The following is a 15,817-nucleotide window of genomic DNA, read 5'->3' as shown; positions in this document are numbered from 1 at the left end:
GTCCAGTACGAGGACTTCCGGCCGGCACGCCGAGAGCACGCACCGGACGCCGCTCCTCGAAGGGCAGACGTTGCCTGCCACGGCACCAGCCACCACCTGAACCGGGGCTCGCGGTGGTCCTCCGCGCCCCGATCGTCAGCGCCTGCGTCTACTGTCGGATGCATGGAAGGCACCGCACCGAAGGCGTACGAGCACCACACCGGCCCCGAGGAGTACGACGAGACCGCCGTCGAGCGCTGGGCCGTCGAACCCGACAAACGCCCCGGACGCACCGCCTTCCAGCGCGACCGCGCGCGTGTCCTGCACTCCTCCGCCCTGCGCAGGCTCGCGGGCAAGACCCAGGTCGTCACGCCCGGCACCCTTCCCCAGGGCCTCGACTCCGCCCGCAGAGGGGGGACCCTCGACCGGGCCTGGGACGCCAGCCCCCGCACCCGGCTGACGCACTCCCTGGAATGCGCCCAGGTCGGCCGTGAACTGGGCGCGGCCCTCGGCTGCGACCCCGACCTCGTCGAGGCGGCCTGCCTCTCCCACGACCTCGGCCACCCGCCCTTCGGACACAACGGCGAACAGGCGCTGAACGAGTTCGCGCGGGACTGCGGAGGCTTCGAGGGCAACGCGCAGTCGCTGCGGCTGCTCGCCCGCATAGAGCCCAAGCGGTTCGTGCCGTCCGAGGCGACCGGCGAGCTGGTCAGCGTCGGCCTCAACCTCACCCGTGCCACCCTCGACGCCGCCACCAAGTACCCCTGGCCGCGCGGCGCCCACCCCACCGCCCCCGCGTCACCGAAGTTCGGGGTCTACGAGGACGACCGGCCGGTCTTCGACTGGATCCGCAAGGGCGCCCCCGCCACCCGCACCTGCTTCGAGGCCCAGGTCATGGACTGGTCGGACGACGTGGCCTACTCGGTGCACGACGTCGAGGACGGGCTGCACGCGGGCCACATCGACCCCGGCTGTCTGCACGCCGAGCCGGAGCGGCAGGAGATCTTCGCGGTGGCCATCGGGCGGTACGTGTCCGCGGAGACCGACCCCGCCGAGCTCGCCGAGGCCCTCGACCGGCTCCTCGACCAGGAGTGGTGGCCGCACGGCTACGACGGATCGGCCATCGCGCAGGCCCGGCTCAAGGACGCCACCAGCCAGCTCATCGGCCGCTTCTGCCTGGCCGCCGAGGGCGCCACACGGGCCACGTACGGCCTCGGCCGACTCACCCGCCACGGCGCGGAACTGGTCGTTCCGCGCGCCGCGCGCCTGGAGTGCGCGGTCCTCAAGGCGGTGGCCGACCGTTACGTCATGCAGCGCGCCGAACAAGAACTGCTCCGCGCCGATCAGCGGGTCGTCGTCGCCGAACTCGCCGAGGCGCTCACCGCCCGCGCCCCGGACGGCCTGGACCCGCAGTTCAGGGCCCTGTTCGACGAGGCACCCGACGACCGCGCCCGCAAACGGGTGATCGTCGACCAGATCGCCTCGCTGACGGACGCCTCGGCACGCTCACTGCACCTCAGGCTCACCACCCGCCCCGGCACAGGCGGCGGAGTGTGACCCTGCGTGGCCTGATCGGGCCACTCCCTCTTCCCGCATCACGCTGCGTGCGGGACGCTCGCATGGGGCGACATCCTTACGAGGAGGCATCAAGTGGTCGACGCGGATCAGACATTCGTCATCGTCGGAGGAGGCCTGGCCGGCGCCAAGGCGGCCGAGACACTCCGAGCGGAGGGATTCACCGGGCGGGTGATACTGATCTGCGACGAACGTGACCACCCCTACGAGCGGCCGCCGCTCTCCAAGGGCTACCTCCTCGGCAAGGAGGAACGCGACACCGTCTTCGTGCACGAACCCGCCTGGTACGCGCAGAACGACGTGGAGCTGCACCTCGGTCAGACCGTCGACGCGATCGACCGGACCGCGAAGACGGTCCGCTTCGGCGACGACGGCACCCTCGTCCACTACGACAAGCTGCTCCTCGCGACCGGCGCCGAGCCGCGCCGCCTCGACATCCCGGGCACCGGCCTCGCCGGAGTCCACCACCTGCGCCGCCTCGCCCACGCCGAACGGCTGAAGGGAGTGCTCGCCGCGCTCGGCCGGGACAACGGGCACATCGTGATCGCGGGCGCCGGCTGGATCGGCCTGGAGGTCGCGGCCGCGGCCCGCGAGTACGGCGCCGAGGTCACCGTCGTCGAGCCGGAGGCGACCCCGCTGCACTCGGTGCTCGGCCCCGAGCTCGGCCAGCTCTTCACCGAGCTGCACCGCGAGCACGGCGTCCGCTTCCACTTCGGCGCCCGCCTCACCGAGATCGTCGGCCAGGACGGCATGGTGCTCGCCGCCCGCACCGACGACGGCGAGGAGCACCCGGCCCACGACGTACTGGCGGCCATCGGGGCGGCGCCGCGCACCGGGCTCGCCGAGGCCGCGGGCCTGGAGATCGCCCCCCGGGCGCACGGCGGCGGCATCGCCGTCGACGAGCGGCTGCGCACCTCCGACCCCGACATCCACGCCGCCGGCGACGTCGCCGCCTTCCCCCACCCCCTCTTCGGCACCCGGCTGCGCGTCGAGCACTGGGCCAACGCCCTCAACGGCGGACCGGCGGCCGCCCGCGCGATGCTGGGCCGCGAGACGACGTACGACCGTGTGCCCTATTTCTTCTCCGACCAGTACGACGTCGGACTCGAGTACTCCGGCTGGGCGCCCCCGGGCACCTACGACCAGGTGGTGATCCGGGGAGACGCGGGCAAACGGCAGTTCATCGCCTTCTGGCTGAAGGAGGGCAGGGTCCTGGCCGGGATGAACGTGAATGTGTGGGACGTCACGGAGCCGATCCAGCAGCTGATCCGATCCCGGTCCCAGGTGGACGCCGAGGCCCTGGCCGACCCGCACGTCCCGCTGGACAGTCTGCTCCCGTGACCCACGGCGGCACTCGGCTGTCACCGCGCCCCCGTAGAATTCACCCGTGGCTGGAAGGATCAACGACGAGGACGTGAAGGCTGTTCGGGACGCGGTCCCGATCGACGCCGTCGTCTCGGAGTACCTCCAGCTGCGCAACGCGGGCGGCGGCAACCTCAAGGGCCTCTGCCCCTTCCACGACGAGAAGTCACCGTCCTTCCAGGTCAGCCCGAGCAAGGGTCTCTTCCACTGCTTCGGCTGCCAGGAGGGCGGCGACACCATCACGTTCGTGATGAAGGTCGACCACCTCTCCTTCTCGGAGGCGGTCGAGCGCCTCGCCGGACAGGCGGGCATCACACTCCGTTACGAGGAGGGCGGGTACAACCCGTCCAACCAGCGCGGCGAACGCATCCGCCTGGTCGAGGCCCACAAGGTCGCCGCGCAGTTCTACATCGAGCAGCTCGACACCAGCCCCGAGGCCGACGCCGGCCGCAAGTTCCTCGCCGAGCGCGGCTTCGACCAGACCGCCGCCGCGCACTTCGGCGTCGGCTACAGCCCGCAGGGCTGGGACCACCTCACCCGCTACCTCCGCGGCAAGGGCTTCTCGGACAAGGAGCTGCTCCTGTCCGGCCTCTCCCAGGAGGGCCGCCGCGGCCCCATCGACCGCTTCCGCGGACGCCTGATGTGGCCGATCCGCGACATCGGCGGCGAGGTCGTAGGCTTCGGCGCGCGCAAGCTGTACGAGACGGACAACGGCCCGAAGTACCTCAACACGCCCGACACGGCGATCTACCGGAAGTCCCAGGTCCTGTACGGCATCGACCTCGCCAAGAAGGAGATCGCCAAGACCAGCCGCGCGGTCGTCGTCGAGGGCTACACCGACGTCATGGCCTGCCACCTGGCCGGCATCACCACCGCCATCGCGACCTGCGGCACGGCCTTCGGCGGCGACCACATCAAGATCCTCCGCCGGCTGCTGATGGACAACGGCTCGGCGCGGGTCATCTTCACCTTCGACGGCGACTCGGCCGGCCAGAAGGCGGCCCTGCGCGCCTTCGAGGACGACCAGAAGTTCGCCGCCGAGACCTACATCGCGGTCGCCCCGGACGGCATGGACCCCTGCGACCTGCGCCTGGCCAAGGGTGACGAGGCGGTCGCCGACCTCGTCGAACCACGCACCCCGCTCTTCGAGTTCGCGCTGCGCCACATCGTCGCCCGCTACGACCTGGAGACCCCCGCCGGACGGGCGGCCGCCCTCGACGAGGCGGCCCCGGTCGTCGCCCGCATCAAGAACACCGGCGCCCAGCACGAGGTGGCCGTGCAACTCGCGGGCATGCTCGGCATCCTCGACACCCAGTTCGTGGTCAAGCGGGTGGCCCAGCTGGCCCGTTGGGCCCGCGACCGCGGCGGCAAGGGCCCGGCCGGCCCGGCCCCCGCCGGACAGCGACCCCAGCAGACGTACGCCGCCGTCCAGACCCCTCGCGGCGGCCCCGCGCTCAACCTCCGCAACCCCGTCTTCGCCACCGAGCGCGAGCTGCTCAAGCTCGCCCTCCAGCGCCCCGAGCTGGTCTCCCCGGCCTTCGACGCCTACGGGATCGACGAGTTCACCGCCCCGCCGTACGCCGCCGTACGCCAGGCGATCATGGAGGCAGGCGGCGCGGAGTACGGGGCCCAGGACCCCCAGGAGTACCTGGTCCTGGTCCGCGAGGCAGCCCCGGACAACACGGTGCGCGCCATGGTCACCGAACTGGCCGTCGAGGCCATCATGCGCAAGACCGTCGACGAGACCTACGCCGGCGACCAGCTCGTCATGGTCCGCCGCCGTGCCGTCGAGCGCCGCGTCGTGGACGTCCAGGGCGCCCTGGCCCGCGCCAGTGCCCACGGCGACCCGGCCCAGCTGACCGCTGTGCAGAACGAGTTGTGGGTCCTCCAGCAGTACGGGCAGGCGCTGCGCGAGCGGGGCGCGGAGGCGCTCTGAGGCCCGGCCCGGTCCGGGCCGCCGCCGCGCCACGGGTCCCGCGCCCGGAGCCCGCACCCCGCTGAAGCGGCCCCGGCGCTCACACCGTCCCCGGAGTGCCCGCCCCCACATGCGCCTTTCCGCAGGTTTCGCACGCCCGGTCCTGCGCACTCGTGCACGAGGGTAATCACGCGGTCACGGACCGGGCGCAAAAAGTCACCGCACGCCCCTCGTGGCGGCGATGTGTCGTACTCCACACTGGGTTCCGGTGCCTGAGTCCTCGGAGCGCGGCCGACCCGCACGCGGCGGGTTCCCGATACCCGCCGTTCCGCCAAACGACTACGGGATGGACAGCGGCGAGGCCGCCGACCCCATCCCCGACGTACCGCTGCCGCACGTCTCAGCAGCGACATTCCTGGAGGTCGCCCCCGTGCAGACCCAGACCCTGACACAGACCGACAATTCCACGGACACGGACACGGACGCGGAGCCCGGCGTCGTCGCGGCGCTCCCCCCGCAGAGCCGTGCCGCGCACCACCCCGAGGCGGAGCCGGAAGTCCCGCCCGAGCCGGACGGGCCGCCCGCGGACGCGGTCGACGTCGAGACCGAGGCGCCCGAACCCGTGGAGCCGCTGCGCACCCGCACCGCGGACACCGGCGGCCCCTCCTCCGACCTGTTCCGTCAGTACCTGCGCGAGATCGGCCGCATCCCGCTGCTCACCGCGGTCGAGGAGGTCGAACTCGCCCGCCGGGTGGAGGCCGGTCTCTTCGCCGAGGAGAGGCTGCGGCTCGCCTCCGACCTGGACAGCCAACTCGCCCTCGACCTCGACAAACTGGTCGTCATGGGCCGCATGGCCAAGCGCCGGCTGATCGAGGCGAACCTGCGGCTCGTGGTCTCGGTCGCGAAGCGCTACGTGGGCCGCGGCCTGACCATGCTCGACCTCGTCCAGGAAGGAAACCTGGGCCTGATCCGAGCCGTCGAGAAGTTCGACTACGCCCGCGGGTACAAGTTCTCCACGTACGCGACCTGGTGGATCCGGCAGGCCATGTCACGGGCGCTGGCCGACCAGGCCAGGACCATCCGGGTCCCCGTCCACGTCGTCGAGTTGATCAACCGGGTGGTCCGCGTGCAGCGCCGCATGCTGCAGGAACGCGGCTACGAACCCACCCCCGAAGAGGTCGGCGCCCACCTCGACCTCCCCAGCGAGCGGGTCAGCGAAGTCCTGCGCCTGGCCCAGGAGCCGGTGTCCCTGCACGCCCCCGTGGGCGAGGAGGACGACGTCGCGCTGGGCGACCTGATCGAGGACGGCGACGCGGCGTCCCCCGTCGAGTCCGCCGCGTTCCTCCTCCTGCGCGAGCACCTGGAGGCGGTCCTTTCCACGCTCGGCGAGCGGGAACGCAAGGTGGTGCAGCTCCGCTACGGTCTGGCGGACGGCCGCCCCCGCACCCTGGAGGAGATAGGCCGCATCTTCGGCGTGACCCGCGAACGCATCCGCCAGATCGAGTCCAAGACCCTCAACAAACTGCGGGACCACGCCTTCGCGGACCAGCTGCGCGGCTACCTCGACTGAGCGCCCCTCCGCCGACATCGAACGAAAGAACGAACGAAAGAACGAAAGAACGAACGAAGGACCGGGCAAAGGACCCGGCAAAGGACCGGGGAGGAGCGCTCGCTGCGGCGAGCACCCCTCCCCGATCCCTGAACCCGTTGGCCGGTCTAGTCGACCTCGGCCACCGCCTGGGCGAACTGCGCCTGGTACAGCCGCGCGTACGCGCCGCCCGCCGCGAGCAGCTCCGTGTGCGCCCCCTGTTCCACGATCGACCCGTTCTCCATCACGAGAATGGTGTCCGCGTCCCGGATCGTGGAGAGCCGGTGCGCGATCACGAACGACGTCCGCCCGTGCGCCAGCTTCGCCATCGCCTTCTGGATCAGCACCTCGGTGCGGGTGTCGACGGAGCTGGTCGCCTCGTCGAGCACCAGGATCACCGGATCGGACAGGAACGCGCGCGCGATGGTGATCAGCTGCTTCTCACCCGCGCTGACCCCGCTTCCCTCGTCGTCGATCACGGTGTCGTAGCCGTCCGGCAGCGTCCGGATGAACCGGTCCGCGTGAGCCGCCCGCGCCGCCTCCTCGATCTCCCCGCGGGTCACGTCGCGCGAGGCCCCGTACGCGATGTTCTCCGCGATCGTGCCGCCGAACAGCCAGGTGTCCTGGAGCACCATGCCGATCGCGGACCGCAGTTCGTCCCGGGACATCGACGCGATGTCGACCCCGTCGAGGGTGACCCGGCCGCCCGTGACGTCGTAGAAACGCATCAGCAGGTTCACCAGCGTCGTCTTGCCCGCACCCGTCGGGCCGACGATCGCCACCGTGTGTCCGGGCTCCACCTTCAGGGACAGGTCCTCGATGAGCGGCTTCTCGGGGTCGTAGCGGAAGGACACGTTGTGCAGTGCCACCCGCCCGCGCAGCTCGTCCGGGCGCGCGGCCGGCACGGGATCCGCCGCCTGCTCCTCCGCGTCCAGCAGCTCGAAGACGCGCTCCGCGGAGGCGACCCCGGACTGCACCATGTTCGCCATCGACGCGACCTGCGTCAGGGGCATCGAGAACTGCCGGGAGTACTGGATGAAGGCCTGCACATCACCGATCGACAGCGTGCCCGACGCGACCCGAAGCCCGCCGACCACCGCCACCAGTACGTAGTTCAGGTTCGACACGAACATCATCAGCGGCTGCATGACCCCGCTGTTGAACTGGGCCTTGAACCCGGCCTCGTAGAGCTTCTCGTTCTGCTCCGCGAACTGCGCGGCCGACTGCTCCTGGCGTCCGAACACCTTCACCAGGGTGTGCCCGGTGTACATCTCCTCGATGTGCGCGTTGAGTATGCCGGTGGTGCGCCACTGCTGCACGAAGTGCGGCTGCGAGCGCTTGCCGATGCGGGTGGCGACGAAGAACGAGAGCGGGACGGTGACCAGCGCGACGAGCGCCAGCAGCCACGACACCCAGAACATCATCGCGAGCACACCCACGATGGTCAGCAGGGAGTTGACCAGCTGGCCCATCGACTGCTGGAGCGTCTGCTGGATGTTGTCGAGGTCGTTCGTGGCCCGCGAGAGCACCTCGCCGCGCTGCCGCTTGTCGAAGAACGAGAGGGGCAGGCGCGACAGCTTCGCCTGGAGGTCCTCGCGCATGTGGAAGACGGTCTTGTTGACGGCCCGGTTCACCAGGCGCGTCGCCACCGCCATCAGCAGACCGGCCACCAGGAACGTACCGAGCGCGATCAGCAGTACGTCGCCGACGGCGCCGAAGTCGATGCCTTTGCCCGGGGTGAAGTCCGTCCCCGAGAGCATGTCGGCCATGCCGCCGTCGCCCCGCTTGCGCATGCCCGCGAGGACCTCGGCCTTGGTGGCCCCGGCCGGCATCTGCCGCCCGATGATCCCCGCGAAGACCAGGTCGGTGGCCTTGCCGAGGATCTTCGGCCCGACGACCGAGAGCCCCACGCTGAGCACGACCGCGCACAGCATGACGTACAGGGTGACGCGCTCGGGTTTGAACTGCGTCAGGAGCCGTTTCCCGGATCCCTTGAAGTCCAGCGAGCGCTGATCGGGGCCGCCCCCGGCCATCATGCGTCCCATGGGCCCGGCCATCAGGCGGCCTCCGCTTCCGTCAGCTGGGAGAGCACGATCTCCCGGTAGGTCTCGTTGTCCGCCATCAGTTCGTGGTGGCGTCCGGTGCCGACGACCCGGCCCTCGTCGAGGACCACGATGCGGTCGGCGTCACGGATGGTCGACACCCGCTGGGCGACGATCACCACGGTCGCCTCGGAGGTCTCCTCGGCGAGCGCGGCCCGCAGCGCCGCGTCCGTCGCGTAGTCGAGGGCCGAGAAGGAGTCGTCGAAGAGGTAGATCTCCGGGCGCTGCACGAGGGTGCGGGCGATCGCGAGGCGCTGGCGCTGACCGCCCGACACGTTCGTGCCGCCCTGCGCGATCGCCGACTGCAGGCCGTTGTCCAGCTGTTCCACGAAGCCCTTGGCCTGTGCCACCTCCAGCGCGTGCCACAGCTCCTCGTCGGTCGCGTCCGGATTGCCGTAGCGCAGGTTGCTCGCCACCGTGCCCGCGAACAGGTACGGCTTCTGCGGGACGAGCCCGACCGTCCTGGCCAGCAACTGCGGCTCCACACTGGCCACGTCCTCGCCGTCCACCAGGACCTGGCCGTCGGTGGCGTCGAAGAGACGGGGGACCAGACCCAGCAGGGTCGACTTCCCGCTGCCCGTCGACCCGATCACGGCCGTCACCTCGCCCGGCCGCGCCACCAGGTCGATGGACCTCAGCACCGGCTCCTCGGCACCCGGGTAGCGGAACCCGGCGCCGCGGATCTCCAGATGACCGTGGCGACGCAGCTCCAGGACGGGCGCGGTGGGCGGCACGACGCTGGAGGAGGTGTCCAGGACCTCCTGGATGCGCTCGGCACAGACCTCCGCGCGCGGCACCATCATGAACATGAAGGTGGCCATCATCACGGACATCACGATCTGCATCAGATAGGCGAGGAACGCGGTGAGATCGCCGATCTGCATGCCGCCACTGGCGATGCGGTGGGCACCGAACCAGACCACGGCGATCGACGAGAGGTTCACGACGGTCATGACCATCGGGAACATCAGTGCGAGCATCCGGCCGGTGGCCAGGGACATCTTGGTCAGCTCGGTGTTCGCGCCCCGGAAGCGGTCCTTCTCGTAGTCGTCCCGGACGAAGGCGCGGATGACGCGGTTGCCGGTGATCTGCTCGCGCAGCACCCGGTTCACGGTGTCCAGGCGCACCTGCATGGTCCGGAACAGCGGGCGCAGCCTGCGCACGATCAGCGTCACGCCGATGCCGAGGATGGGCACGACGGCGACCAGGATCGCGGACAGCGGCACGTCCAGGCCGAGGGCGAGCACGATGCCGCCGACGCACATGATCGGCGCCGACACCAGCAGGGTGAACGTCATCAGCGTCAGCATCTGCACCTGCTGCACGTCGTTCGTGGTGCGGGTGATCAGTGACGGGGCGCCGAAATGACCGACCTCGCGCGCGGAGAACGACTGCACCCGGTCGAAGACGGCCGCGCGGATGTCCCGGCCGACGGCCGACGCCGTCCGGGCGCCGTAGTAGACGGCTCCGATGTTGCAGAAGACCTGGACCAGCGAGATCCCGATCATCAGGGCACCGAAGGACAGGATGTATTCGGTGTCCCCCTTGACCACGCCGTTGTCGATGATGTGGGCGTTCAGGGTCGGCAGGTAGAGGGTGGCGCAGGTCTGCAGGAACTGCAGGAACACCAGGAGGGCGATGGGTTTCTTGTACGGACTGAGGTAGGTCCGAAGCAGTCGTATGAGCACGCGGCTTCTCTCGGAGTCGGCGACGGCAGTGCGGTCGGTGGTGCACCACCCCCTATCGTCGGACACTCCACCCGCGTTACCCCAATCGATTAATCCAAGAGCGGACCAAGAGCCGACCGGAACCGGACCTTCGGACGTACGCCCGCGGCCCTTACGGGACTTCACCGCGCGTCCCGGCTTCCCCGTGTGCCCCCCTGTGCGCCCTTATGCGCGAAACGCCCCAGGATGCGTCTGCTCCCGTACGGAGACGTACTGCTGCCGTACGGCCTGGCCCACCGCCAGTTCCTCGCCGGGCTCCAGAACCTGGGCGACCGCACCCTGCCAGACGGGTGGCAGCCGGGGGTCGAGGGTGCCCTGCGACACGCCGAGTGCCCAGGCCGCCTGGCGGGCCGCGCCGAGCGCCGCGTAGTCCGCGGGCTGCGGTACGACGACCTGCGCGCCGAACAGCGCGGGCGCCGCGGCCTGCACGGCCGACAGCTCCGCGGCGGCCCCGAGCAGGAAGACCCGCCGGACGTCCACGCCCCGCCCGCGCAGGACGTCGAGCGCGTCCGCGAGCCCGCACAGCATGCCCTCGAAGGCGGCCCGCGCCAGGTGTTCGGGCCGCATCGACTCGCGCCGCAGCCCGGCGAGCGTGCCCGCCGTGTGGGGGAGGTTCGGGGTCCGCTCGCCCTCCAGATAGGGGAGCAGGACCAGTCCGTGCGAGCCCGGCGTGGACTTCATCGCGAGCTCGGACAGGCTCTCCAGGTCGGGCAGGCCGAGCAGTTCGGCGGCGCCGCGCAGGGTCCGTACGGCGTTCAGGGTCGTCACCACCGGCAGATGGAGCCCGGTCGCGTCCGCCAGTGAGGTGATCATGCCGGAGGGGTCGGCCAGCGCCTCGGTGTGTACGGCCATCACGGACCCGGACGCGCCGAGGGAGACGACCGCGTCCCCGAGCCCGATGCCGAGCCCGAAGGCCGCCGCCATCGTCTCGCCGGTGCCCGCCGAGATCAGCAGCCCCTCGGGGGTGGTGCCCGCGGCCTCGGACGGGCCGAGCACCTCGGGAAGCGTGGCCTGGTGGCCCAGCGCGAGCTCGACGAGATCCGGCCGGTAGGCGCCGGTCGCCGCCGACCAGTAGCCGGTGCCGGAGGCCCCGCCGCGGTCGGTGGTCCGGCGCAGCGGGCGGCCGAGCAACTGCCACACCAGCCAGTCGTGCGCCTGGAGCAGTACGGCGGTGCGCTGGGCCGCGTCGGGTTCGGTCCTGTTCAGCCAGCGCAGCTTGGTCACCGGCTGCGCGGCCTGGGGGACGCAGCCCACGGCCTGGGCCCATGCCTCGCGCCCGCCGAGCGCGTCCACCAGGTCGGCGGCGGCGACCTGGGCCCGCTTGTCACCGCCGACCAGGGCGGGGCGCACCGTGTTGCCCTGCGCGTCCAGCGGGACGAGCCCGTTCTGCTGCGCCGACACGCCGATGGCCTGCACGCCTTCGAGCAGGCCGCCGCCGGCGGCCTCGCCCAGGGACAGCAGCCACGCCTGCGGATCGACGTCGGAAGGGCGGCCGCCGCTCTCGGTGCTCTCCACCGGGTGCGGCGCATACCCCTGCCTGAGCACGGCGCCCGTGTCCGTGTCGCAGACGACGATGCGAGTGAAATCGGGTGAACTGTCCAACCCGGCGACTATCCCCATGGCGGAAATTCTGCCGTACCGCGGGAGGTGAGCGCGCCGGGCCGGGTGTCACGCCTGGTGAGCGCGGGTGGCCGGGGGCCCCTGAGGCCCCGGTGCCAGGGGCCCGATGCCTCTCGCACCGGGCCTTTCGGGCGATACGGCCATCCGGTGGCTCAGGTGTTCGTGGTGCCCCAGTCGTCCTCGCCGGTGCCGTTGGTGTTCCGCTCGCGCAGGGAGCGGACCCGCTGGGTCACCGAGGCGGGCACGTGGTCGCCCATTTTCTCGCTCACCGCGTGGTAGGCCTTGCCCGCGACCTGGCGCCCCTGCTGGGCGGCGGTCTCGGCGGTGTTGCGCACGGCGGGGTTCTGCGCGACCTGCCGCGCGGACTTCTTCAGCTGTTCGTAGCGCTCGCGCCCGGCGCGTGTGCCCAGCACGTAACCCACGGCCAGTCCGGCGACGAATGTGAGCCGGTACCGCATGACGGCCACCCTTCCCTTGCGTCGGCATCGGTGCGGGGGGAACCGATTGGCGGAGCACCCCCCTGCTTGCGCTAATGTATGTGTCGCAGCGAGCGCACGCCCCCTGGCGAATACCCAGGTAGGTGCGTTCGATGCAACAAGGCAATCCCCTGTAGCTCAATTGGCAGAGCAGCCGGCTGTTAACCGGCAGGTTACTGGTTCGAGTCCAGTCGGGGGAGCGCGATCTCCTGTAGCTCAATTGGCAGAGCAGCCGGCTGTTAACCGGCAGGTTACTGGTTCGAGTCCAGTCGGGAGAGCAACGGAAGAGGACCCCTCTGGGGTCCTTTTTCATGTCCGGGGGAACCGGGTGGCCGGCGCCGAAGTCCTCATGGTCATGCGTTGCCGACCATCCGAAGCAGGAGATCGTATGAGCGGCTATGCTGCGGCAGACGGCGCGCACAAATGTGCGCGACGCGCCGTAAGGGGCGGTAGCTCAGCCGGTTAGAGCAGCGGACTCATAATCCGTCGGCCGTGGGTTCGAGTCCCACCCGCCCCACCCAGTGCCTGCGTAGCAGAACCGTTTCTATCTGTGGAAACGCGGTAACGGCAGTCGCAGCCCCGAGTCGGCGGTCCCCATTCATCCATCCGGACCAGGACCAGGCGGCCCACCCGCGCACGGACGGCCGACCCACGGCCCGGCGGATCCCCACGGACCCCCGTCGGCGGCCGCACGGCCTTCGGTGACGGTGTGCGGGACGGCGGTCGGATGATCCGGCATCCACGCGCGCCCACGCCCGTCCGGAGGGCAGCCGAGTCCACCTCCCCGGGAGGGGCGGGGCGACAGGGCCGGGCTCGCCCCAACTGGTGAACGCGGCGTCACAAACCCCTGTACCTGGTCGGTTACCCCTCCGTCGGCTCGCTCGGCGTCGCACGGCAGCTCGTCGGGCGGCTCGCGGACGCGTCCACCGGCCGGCTCGCGGCCCTCGCCACCGGCGACGGCGGGGACGCCCGCAGCACGCCTCAGCGCCCCAGTGCCGCCCCGCCGTTGATGTGCAGCAGCTGCCCCGTCAGATACGCCGCCTCGGGCGACGCGACGTAGCGGACGGCCGCGGCGATCTCCGAGGGGTGTCCCGGCTGCCCCGTCAGGGACTGCGCGACCCGCGACGCCACGAACTCCGGGGTCGCGCGGTCGCCGAAGAACTCCGTGTCGCCGACGAAGCCGGGGGCGACCGCGTTGACGGTGATGCCCTCGGGGCCGACGCGCTGGGCGAGGTCGTAGGTGTACGTGTTGATCCAGGCCTTGGAGCCGCCGTACGACCCCGGGCCGCGCAGCGAGGCGATGGAGGAGAGCTGCACGATGCGCCCGCCGGGCCTGCGGATGTGCGGGAGCAGGGCCTCGGTGAGCAGCACCGCGGTCAGGACGTTGGCGTCGAAGTTGCGGCGGTAGCCGTCCGCGACGGAGGCGAGGGTGCCGTCGTGCGCGGCGGCCACGTTGCCGCCCGCGTTGGCCACGAGCACGTCCACCGGAGCCTCGTCCGCCGTGATGAAGTCCCGCACCGTGCCGACCTGTTCGGGGTCGGAGAGGTCCGCCGCGCACCAGGTCGCCGCCGACTCCCCGAACCGGCTGTTCAGTGTGTCGGCCGCCTTGCGCAGCACCTCCTCGCGGCGGCCGAGGAGCACCAGCCGATCCCCGTCCGCGGCGAACGCCTCCGCCGTCGCCAGGCCGATCCCGGTGCCGCCACCGGACACCACCACGCGCCGCTGGGCCATGGTCACCCCGTCCTCACCCTTGTCCCGTCCCCAACTCGCCCTGTCTCCCGCACGTCCGTGGATGTGAACAGAAGTCATATCCGCGTATGCGAGTGGTGACGGTACGGAGGCCGGGGGAGGGCGTCAAGTGGCCGTGAGAAAAGCGCAGTTGATGAGGAGGCCCGACCGGACCGGCGCTCACAGGGGTGACTGCCACACGACCGTCGTCCCCGCACGTCCGCGCCCGTCTCCGTCCTCCGTGTCTCCGTCCCCCGTGCCTTCGTCCTCCCTGCGGCCCCCGCCCGTGTCGCCGTCGTCGAACACCGTCAGCCGCACCCCGGCCCGCCCGTCGGGAAGTCTCCTCGTCGCGTCCACCGTGACCTCGATACGGGACACCCCGGAGCGGCGCGCGGCGGAGGCGAGGGCGCGGCGGAGAGCCACGAGCAGGTGGCCGACAACGGGCTCCGGCACGAGTGCCTCCACCGCGCCGGTGAATCGGGTGGACGGCTGGAAACCCAGGGCCGCCGCCGCGCCCGCCGTCTCGCGCAGCACCTTGCCGCGCAGGGTGGTGGGGGCGTCGGCCGGCGGCTGCTGGAGGGCGAAGATCGCGGTGCGTACCTCCTGGACGGTGGACTGCAGTTCGTCGACGGCCCGGCCCAGGATCTCGTGCACCTCCGCGTCGACCTCCCCGGCGCTGCGCCGCTGCGTGGACTCCAGCATCATGCCGGTGGCGAAGAGCCGCTGGACGACCAGGTCGTGCAGGTCGCGAGCGATCCGGTCGCGGTCCTCGTAGACCGCGAGCCGCTCCCGGCTGTGCCGGGCGTCCGCGAGGACCAGCGCCAGCGCGGCCTGTGAGGCGAACTGTGCGGCGAGCAGCCGTTCCGCCGCGCTGTACGGGCGGCCGCCGCGGTCGCGGGGCAGGGCGAGTGTGCCGATGAGACGGCCGCCCGACTGCAGCGGCAGCATCATGTTCGGCCCGAACCGGTGTCGTACGTGGGTGGTCAGTCGCGGGTCGGTCGCCGAGTCGTCGATGAACACCGGTTCGCCGGCCAGGAGTTGTTCCAGCAGGGGGCTGCCGGGAGTGATCGTGGTGCCGACGATGTCACCGAGGTCGGCGGAGCCGTCCGGGGTGGCGGCGGTCACGATCCTCATGCCGCTCTCCTCCGTGGGCTGCAGGATGAGACCGGCCGAGGCGTCGGCGAGGATCCTGGCCCGCTCGGCGACGGTCAGCAGCGCGTCGGCGGCGTCCTCCCCGCTGAGCAGCGCGGTGGTGACGGCAGCCGCGCCCTCGATCCACCGCTCGCGCTGCCGGGCCGTCTCGTACAGCCGGGCGTTGCCGATCGCCACGCCGGCCTGGGTCGCCAGCACCCGCAGCAACTGCTCGTCCTCATCCGTGAACGGACCGCCGCGCTTCCCGGCGACGTACAGGTTCCCGAACACCGCGTCGTCGACGAGGATCGGGACGCCCAGGGAGCCGTCGGGCCGCTCATGGGGCCACCGGTCAGGTCCGGCCGCCGGTGGCCGATCCGTACGGATCTCCAGCAGCCCCGCGTCGCCGGGATCGGCCATGTCCAGCGCCGCGCTCCGGGCCCCCGTCAGTTCGGCGGCGGCATCCACGATGTGCTGGAGCGTGGCCCGCAGTTCGAGATCGGAGCCGACGCACAGGACGGCTTCCACGAGGGCCGGGAGACGGGGGACGGGGTCGGTCATACGGGCCCCTCGGGGGTCGGAGGACGGGGATCGACCGCTCCCGGGCGGGCCGG

Annotated in this window: 10 protein-coding genes and 3 tRNA genes; 7 read left to right on the top strand and 6 right to left on the bottom strand. The window is 71.3% G+C overall.

The window, feature by feature from the left end:
• The first annotated feature begins 162 nt into the window (after positions 1-162).
• From HEP85_RS13460 to HEP85_RS13445, 4 genes are all read left to right on the top strand, one after another.
• Entirely contained in the window at positions 163-1,536 is a 1,374-nt protein-coding gene (locus HEP85_RS13460) for a deoxyguanosinetriphosphate triphosphohydrolase (RefSeq protein ID WP_168527995.1), read from the top strand.
• 93 nt (positions 1,537-1,629) lie between these two features.
• Positions 1,630-2,895, top strand: coding sequence for an NAD(P)/FAD-dependent oxidoreductase (locus tag HEP85_RS13455; protein ID WP_168527994.1), 1,266 nt, complete (start codon positions 1,630-1,632; stop codon positions 2,893-2,895).
• A 46-nt stretch (positions 2,896-2,941) separates the two neighbouring features.
• Positions 2,942-4,852, top strand: a complete 1,911-nt coding sequence (gene dnaG / locus HEP85_RS13450; RefSeq protein ID WP_168527993.1) for a DNA primase — start codon at positions 2,942-2,944, stop codon at positions 4,850-4,852.
• Positions 4,853-5,099: 247 nt separating this feature from the next.
• Positions 5,100-6,401 (top strand): RNA polymerase sigma factor, encoded by a 1,302-nt coding sequence (locus tag HEP85_RS13445; protein ID WP_168527992.1) that lies wholly within the window; start codon positions 5,100-5,102, stop codon positions 6,399-6,401.
• Between the two features lie 146 nt (positions 6,402-6,547).
• On the opposite strand, the gene HEP85_RS13440 is transcribed toward HEP85_RS13445, so the two are convergent.
• The 4 genes from HEP85_RS13440 to HEP85_RS13425 form a co-directional block, all read right to left on the bottom strand.
• Positions 6,548-8,476 carry an ABC transporter ATP-binding protein gene (locus HEP85_RS13440; RefSeq protein WP_168527991.1) on the bottom strand — a complete coding sequence of 643 codons (1,929 nt, stop codon included), beginning with the start codon at positions 8,474-8,476 and terminating at the stop codon, positions 6,548-6,550.
• Complete coding sequence (locus tag HEP85_RS13435) at positions 8,476-10,209, bottom strand: ABC transporter ATP-binding protein (protein ID WP_168527990.1); 1,734 nt, start codon at positions 10,207-10,209, stop codon at positions 8,476-8,478. The genes HEP85_RS13440 and HEP85_RS13435 overlap by 1 nt, the downstream gene beginning before the upstream one ends.
• A 204-nt stretch (positions 10,210-10,413) precedes the next feature.
• On the bottom strand, positions 10,414-11,868 hold the full coding sequence (locus HEP85_RS13430; protein WP_168527989.1) for an FGGY family carbohydrate kinase: 1,455 nt from the start codon (positions 11,866-11,868) through the stop codon (positions 10,414-10,416).
• A 152-nt stretch (positions 11,869-12,020) separates the two neighbouring features.
• The gene (locus tag HEP85_RS13425) at positions 12,021-12,326 is read right to left on the bottom strand and encodes a YtxH domain-containing protein (RefSeq protein ID WP_168527988.1); all 306 of its coding nucleotides are present in this window, start codon (positions 12,324-12,326) and stop codon (positions 12,021-12,023) included.
• Between the two features lie 145 nt (positions 12,327-12,471).
• On the opposite strand from HEP85_RS13425, the gene HEP85_RS13420 reads away from it, so the two are divergent.
• The 3 genes from HEP85_RS13420 (at position 12,472) to HEP85_RS13410 (ending at position 12,861) form a co-directional block, all read left to right on the top strand.
• Positions 12,472-12,544, top strand: a tRNA-Asn gene (locus tag HEP85_RS13420).
• A 5-nt stretch (positions 12,545-12,549) separates the two neighbouring features.
• Positions 12,550-12,622 (top strand) — tRNA-Asn (locus HEP85_RS13415).
• Positions 12,623-12,787: 165 nt separating this feature from the next.
• A tRNA-Ile gene (locus tag HEP85_RS13410) sits at positions 12,788-12,861 on the top strand.
• Positions 12,862-13,325: 464 nt separating this feature from the next.
• Here the strand turns inward: HEP85_RS13410 and HEP85_RS13405 are convergent.
• Both HEP85_RS13405 and HEP85_RS13400 read right to left on the bottom strand, forming a co-directional pair.
• Entirely contained in the window at positions 13,326-14,075 is a 750-nt protein-coding gene (locus tag HEP85_RS13405; protein WP_168527987.1) for an SDR family NAD(P)-dependent oxidoreductase, read from the bottom strand.
• 177 nt (positions 14,076-14,252) lie between these two features.
• On the bottom strand, positions 14,253-15,764 hold the full coding sequence (locus tag HEP85_RS13400) for a GAF domain-containing protein (RefSeq protein WP_168527986.1): 1,512 nt from the start codon (positions 15,762-15,764) through the stop codon (positions 14,253-14,255).
• Positions 15,765-15,817 lie beyond the last annotated feature (53 nt).

Origin of the sequence: Streptomyces sp. RPA4-2 (genome assembly GCF_012273515.2) — a bacterium.
GTDB classification, from domain to species: domain Bacteria; phylum Actinomycetota; class Actinomycetes; order Streptomycetales; family Streptomycetaceae; genus Streptomyces; species Streptomyces kaempferi.
The sequence above is the reverse complement of the archived record's forward strand: the minus strand, read 5'-3'. Positions and strand labels throughout refer to the sequence as shown.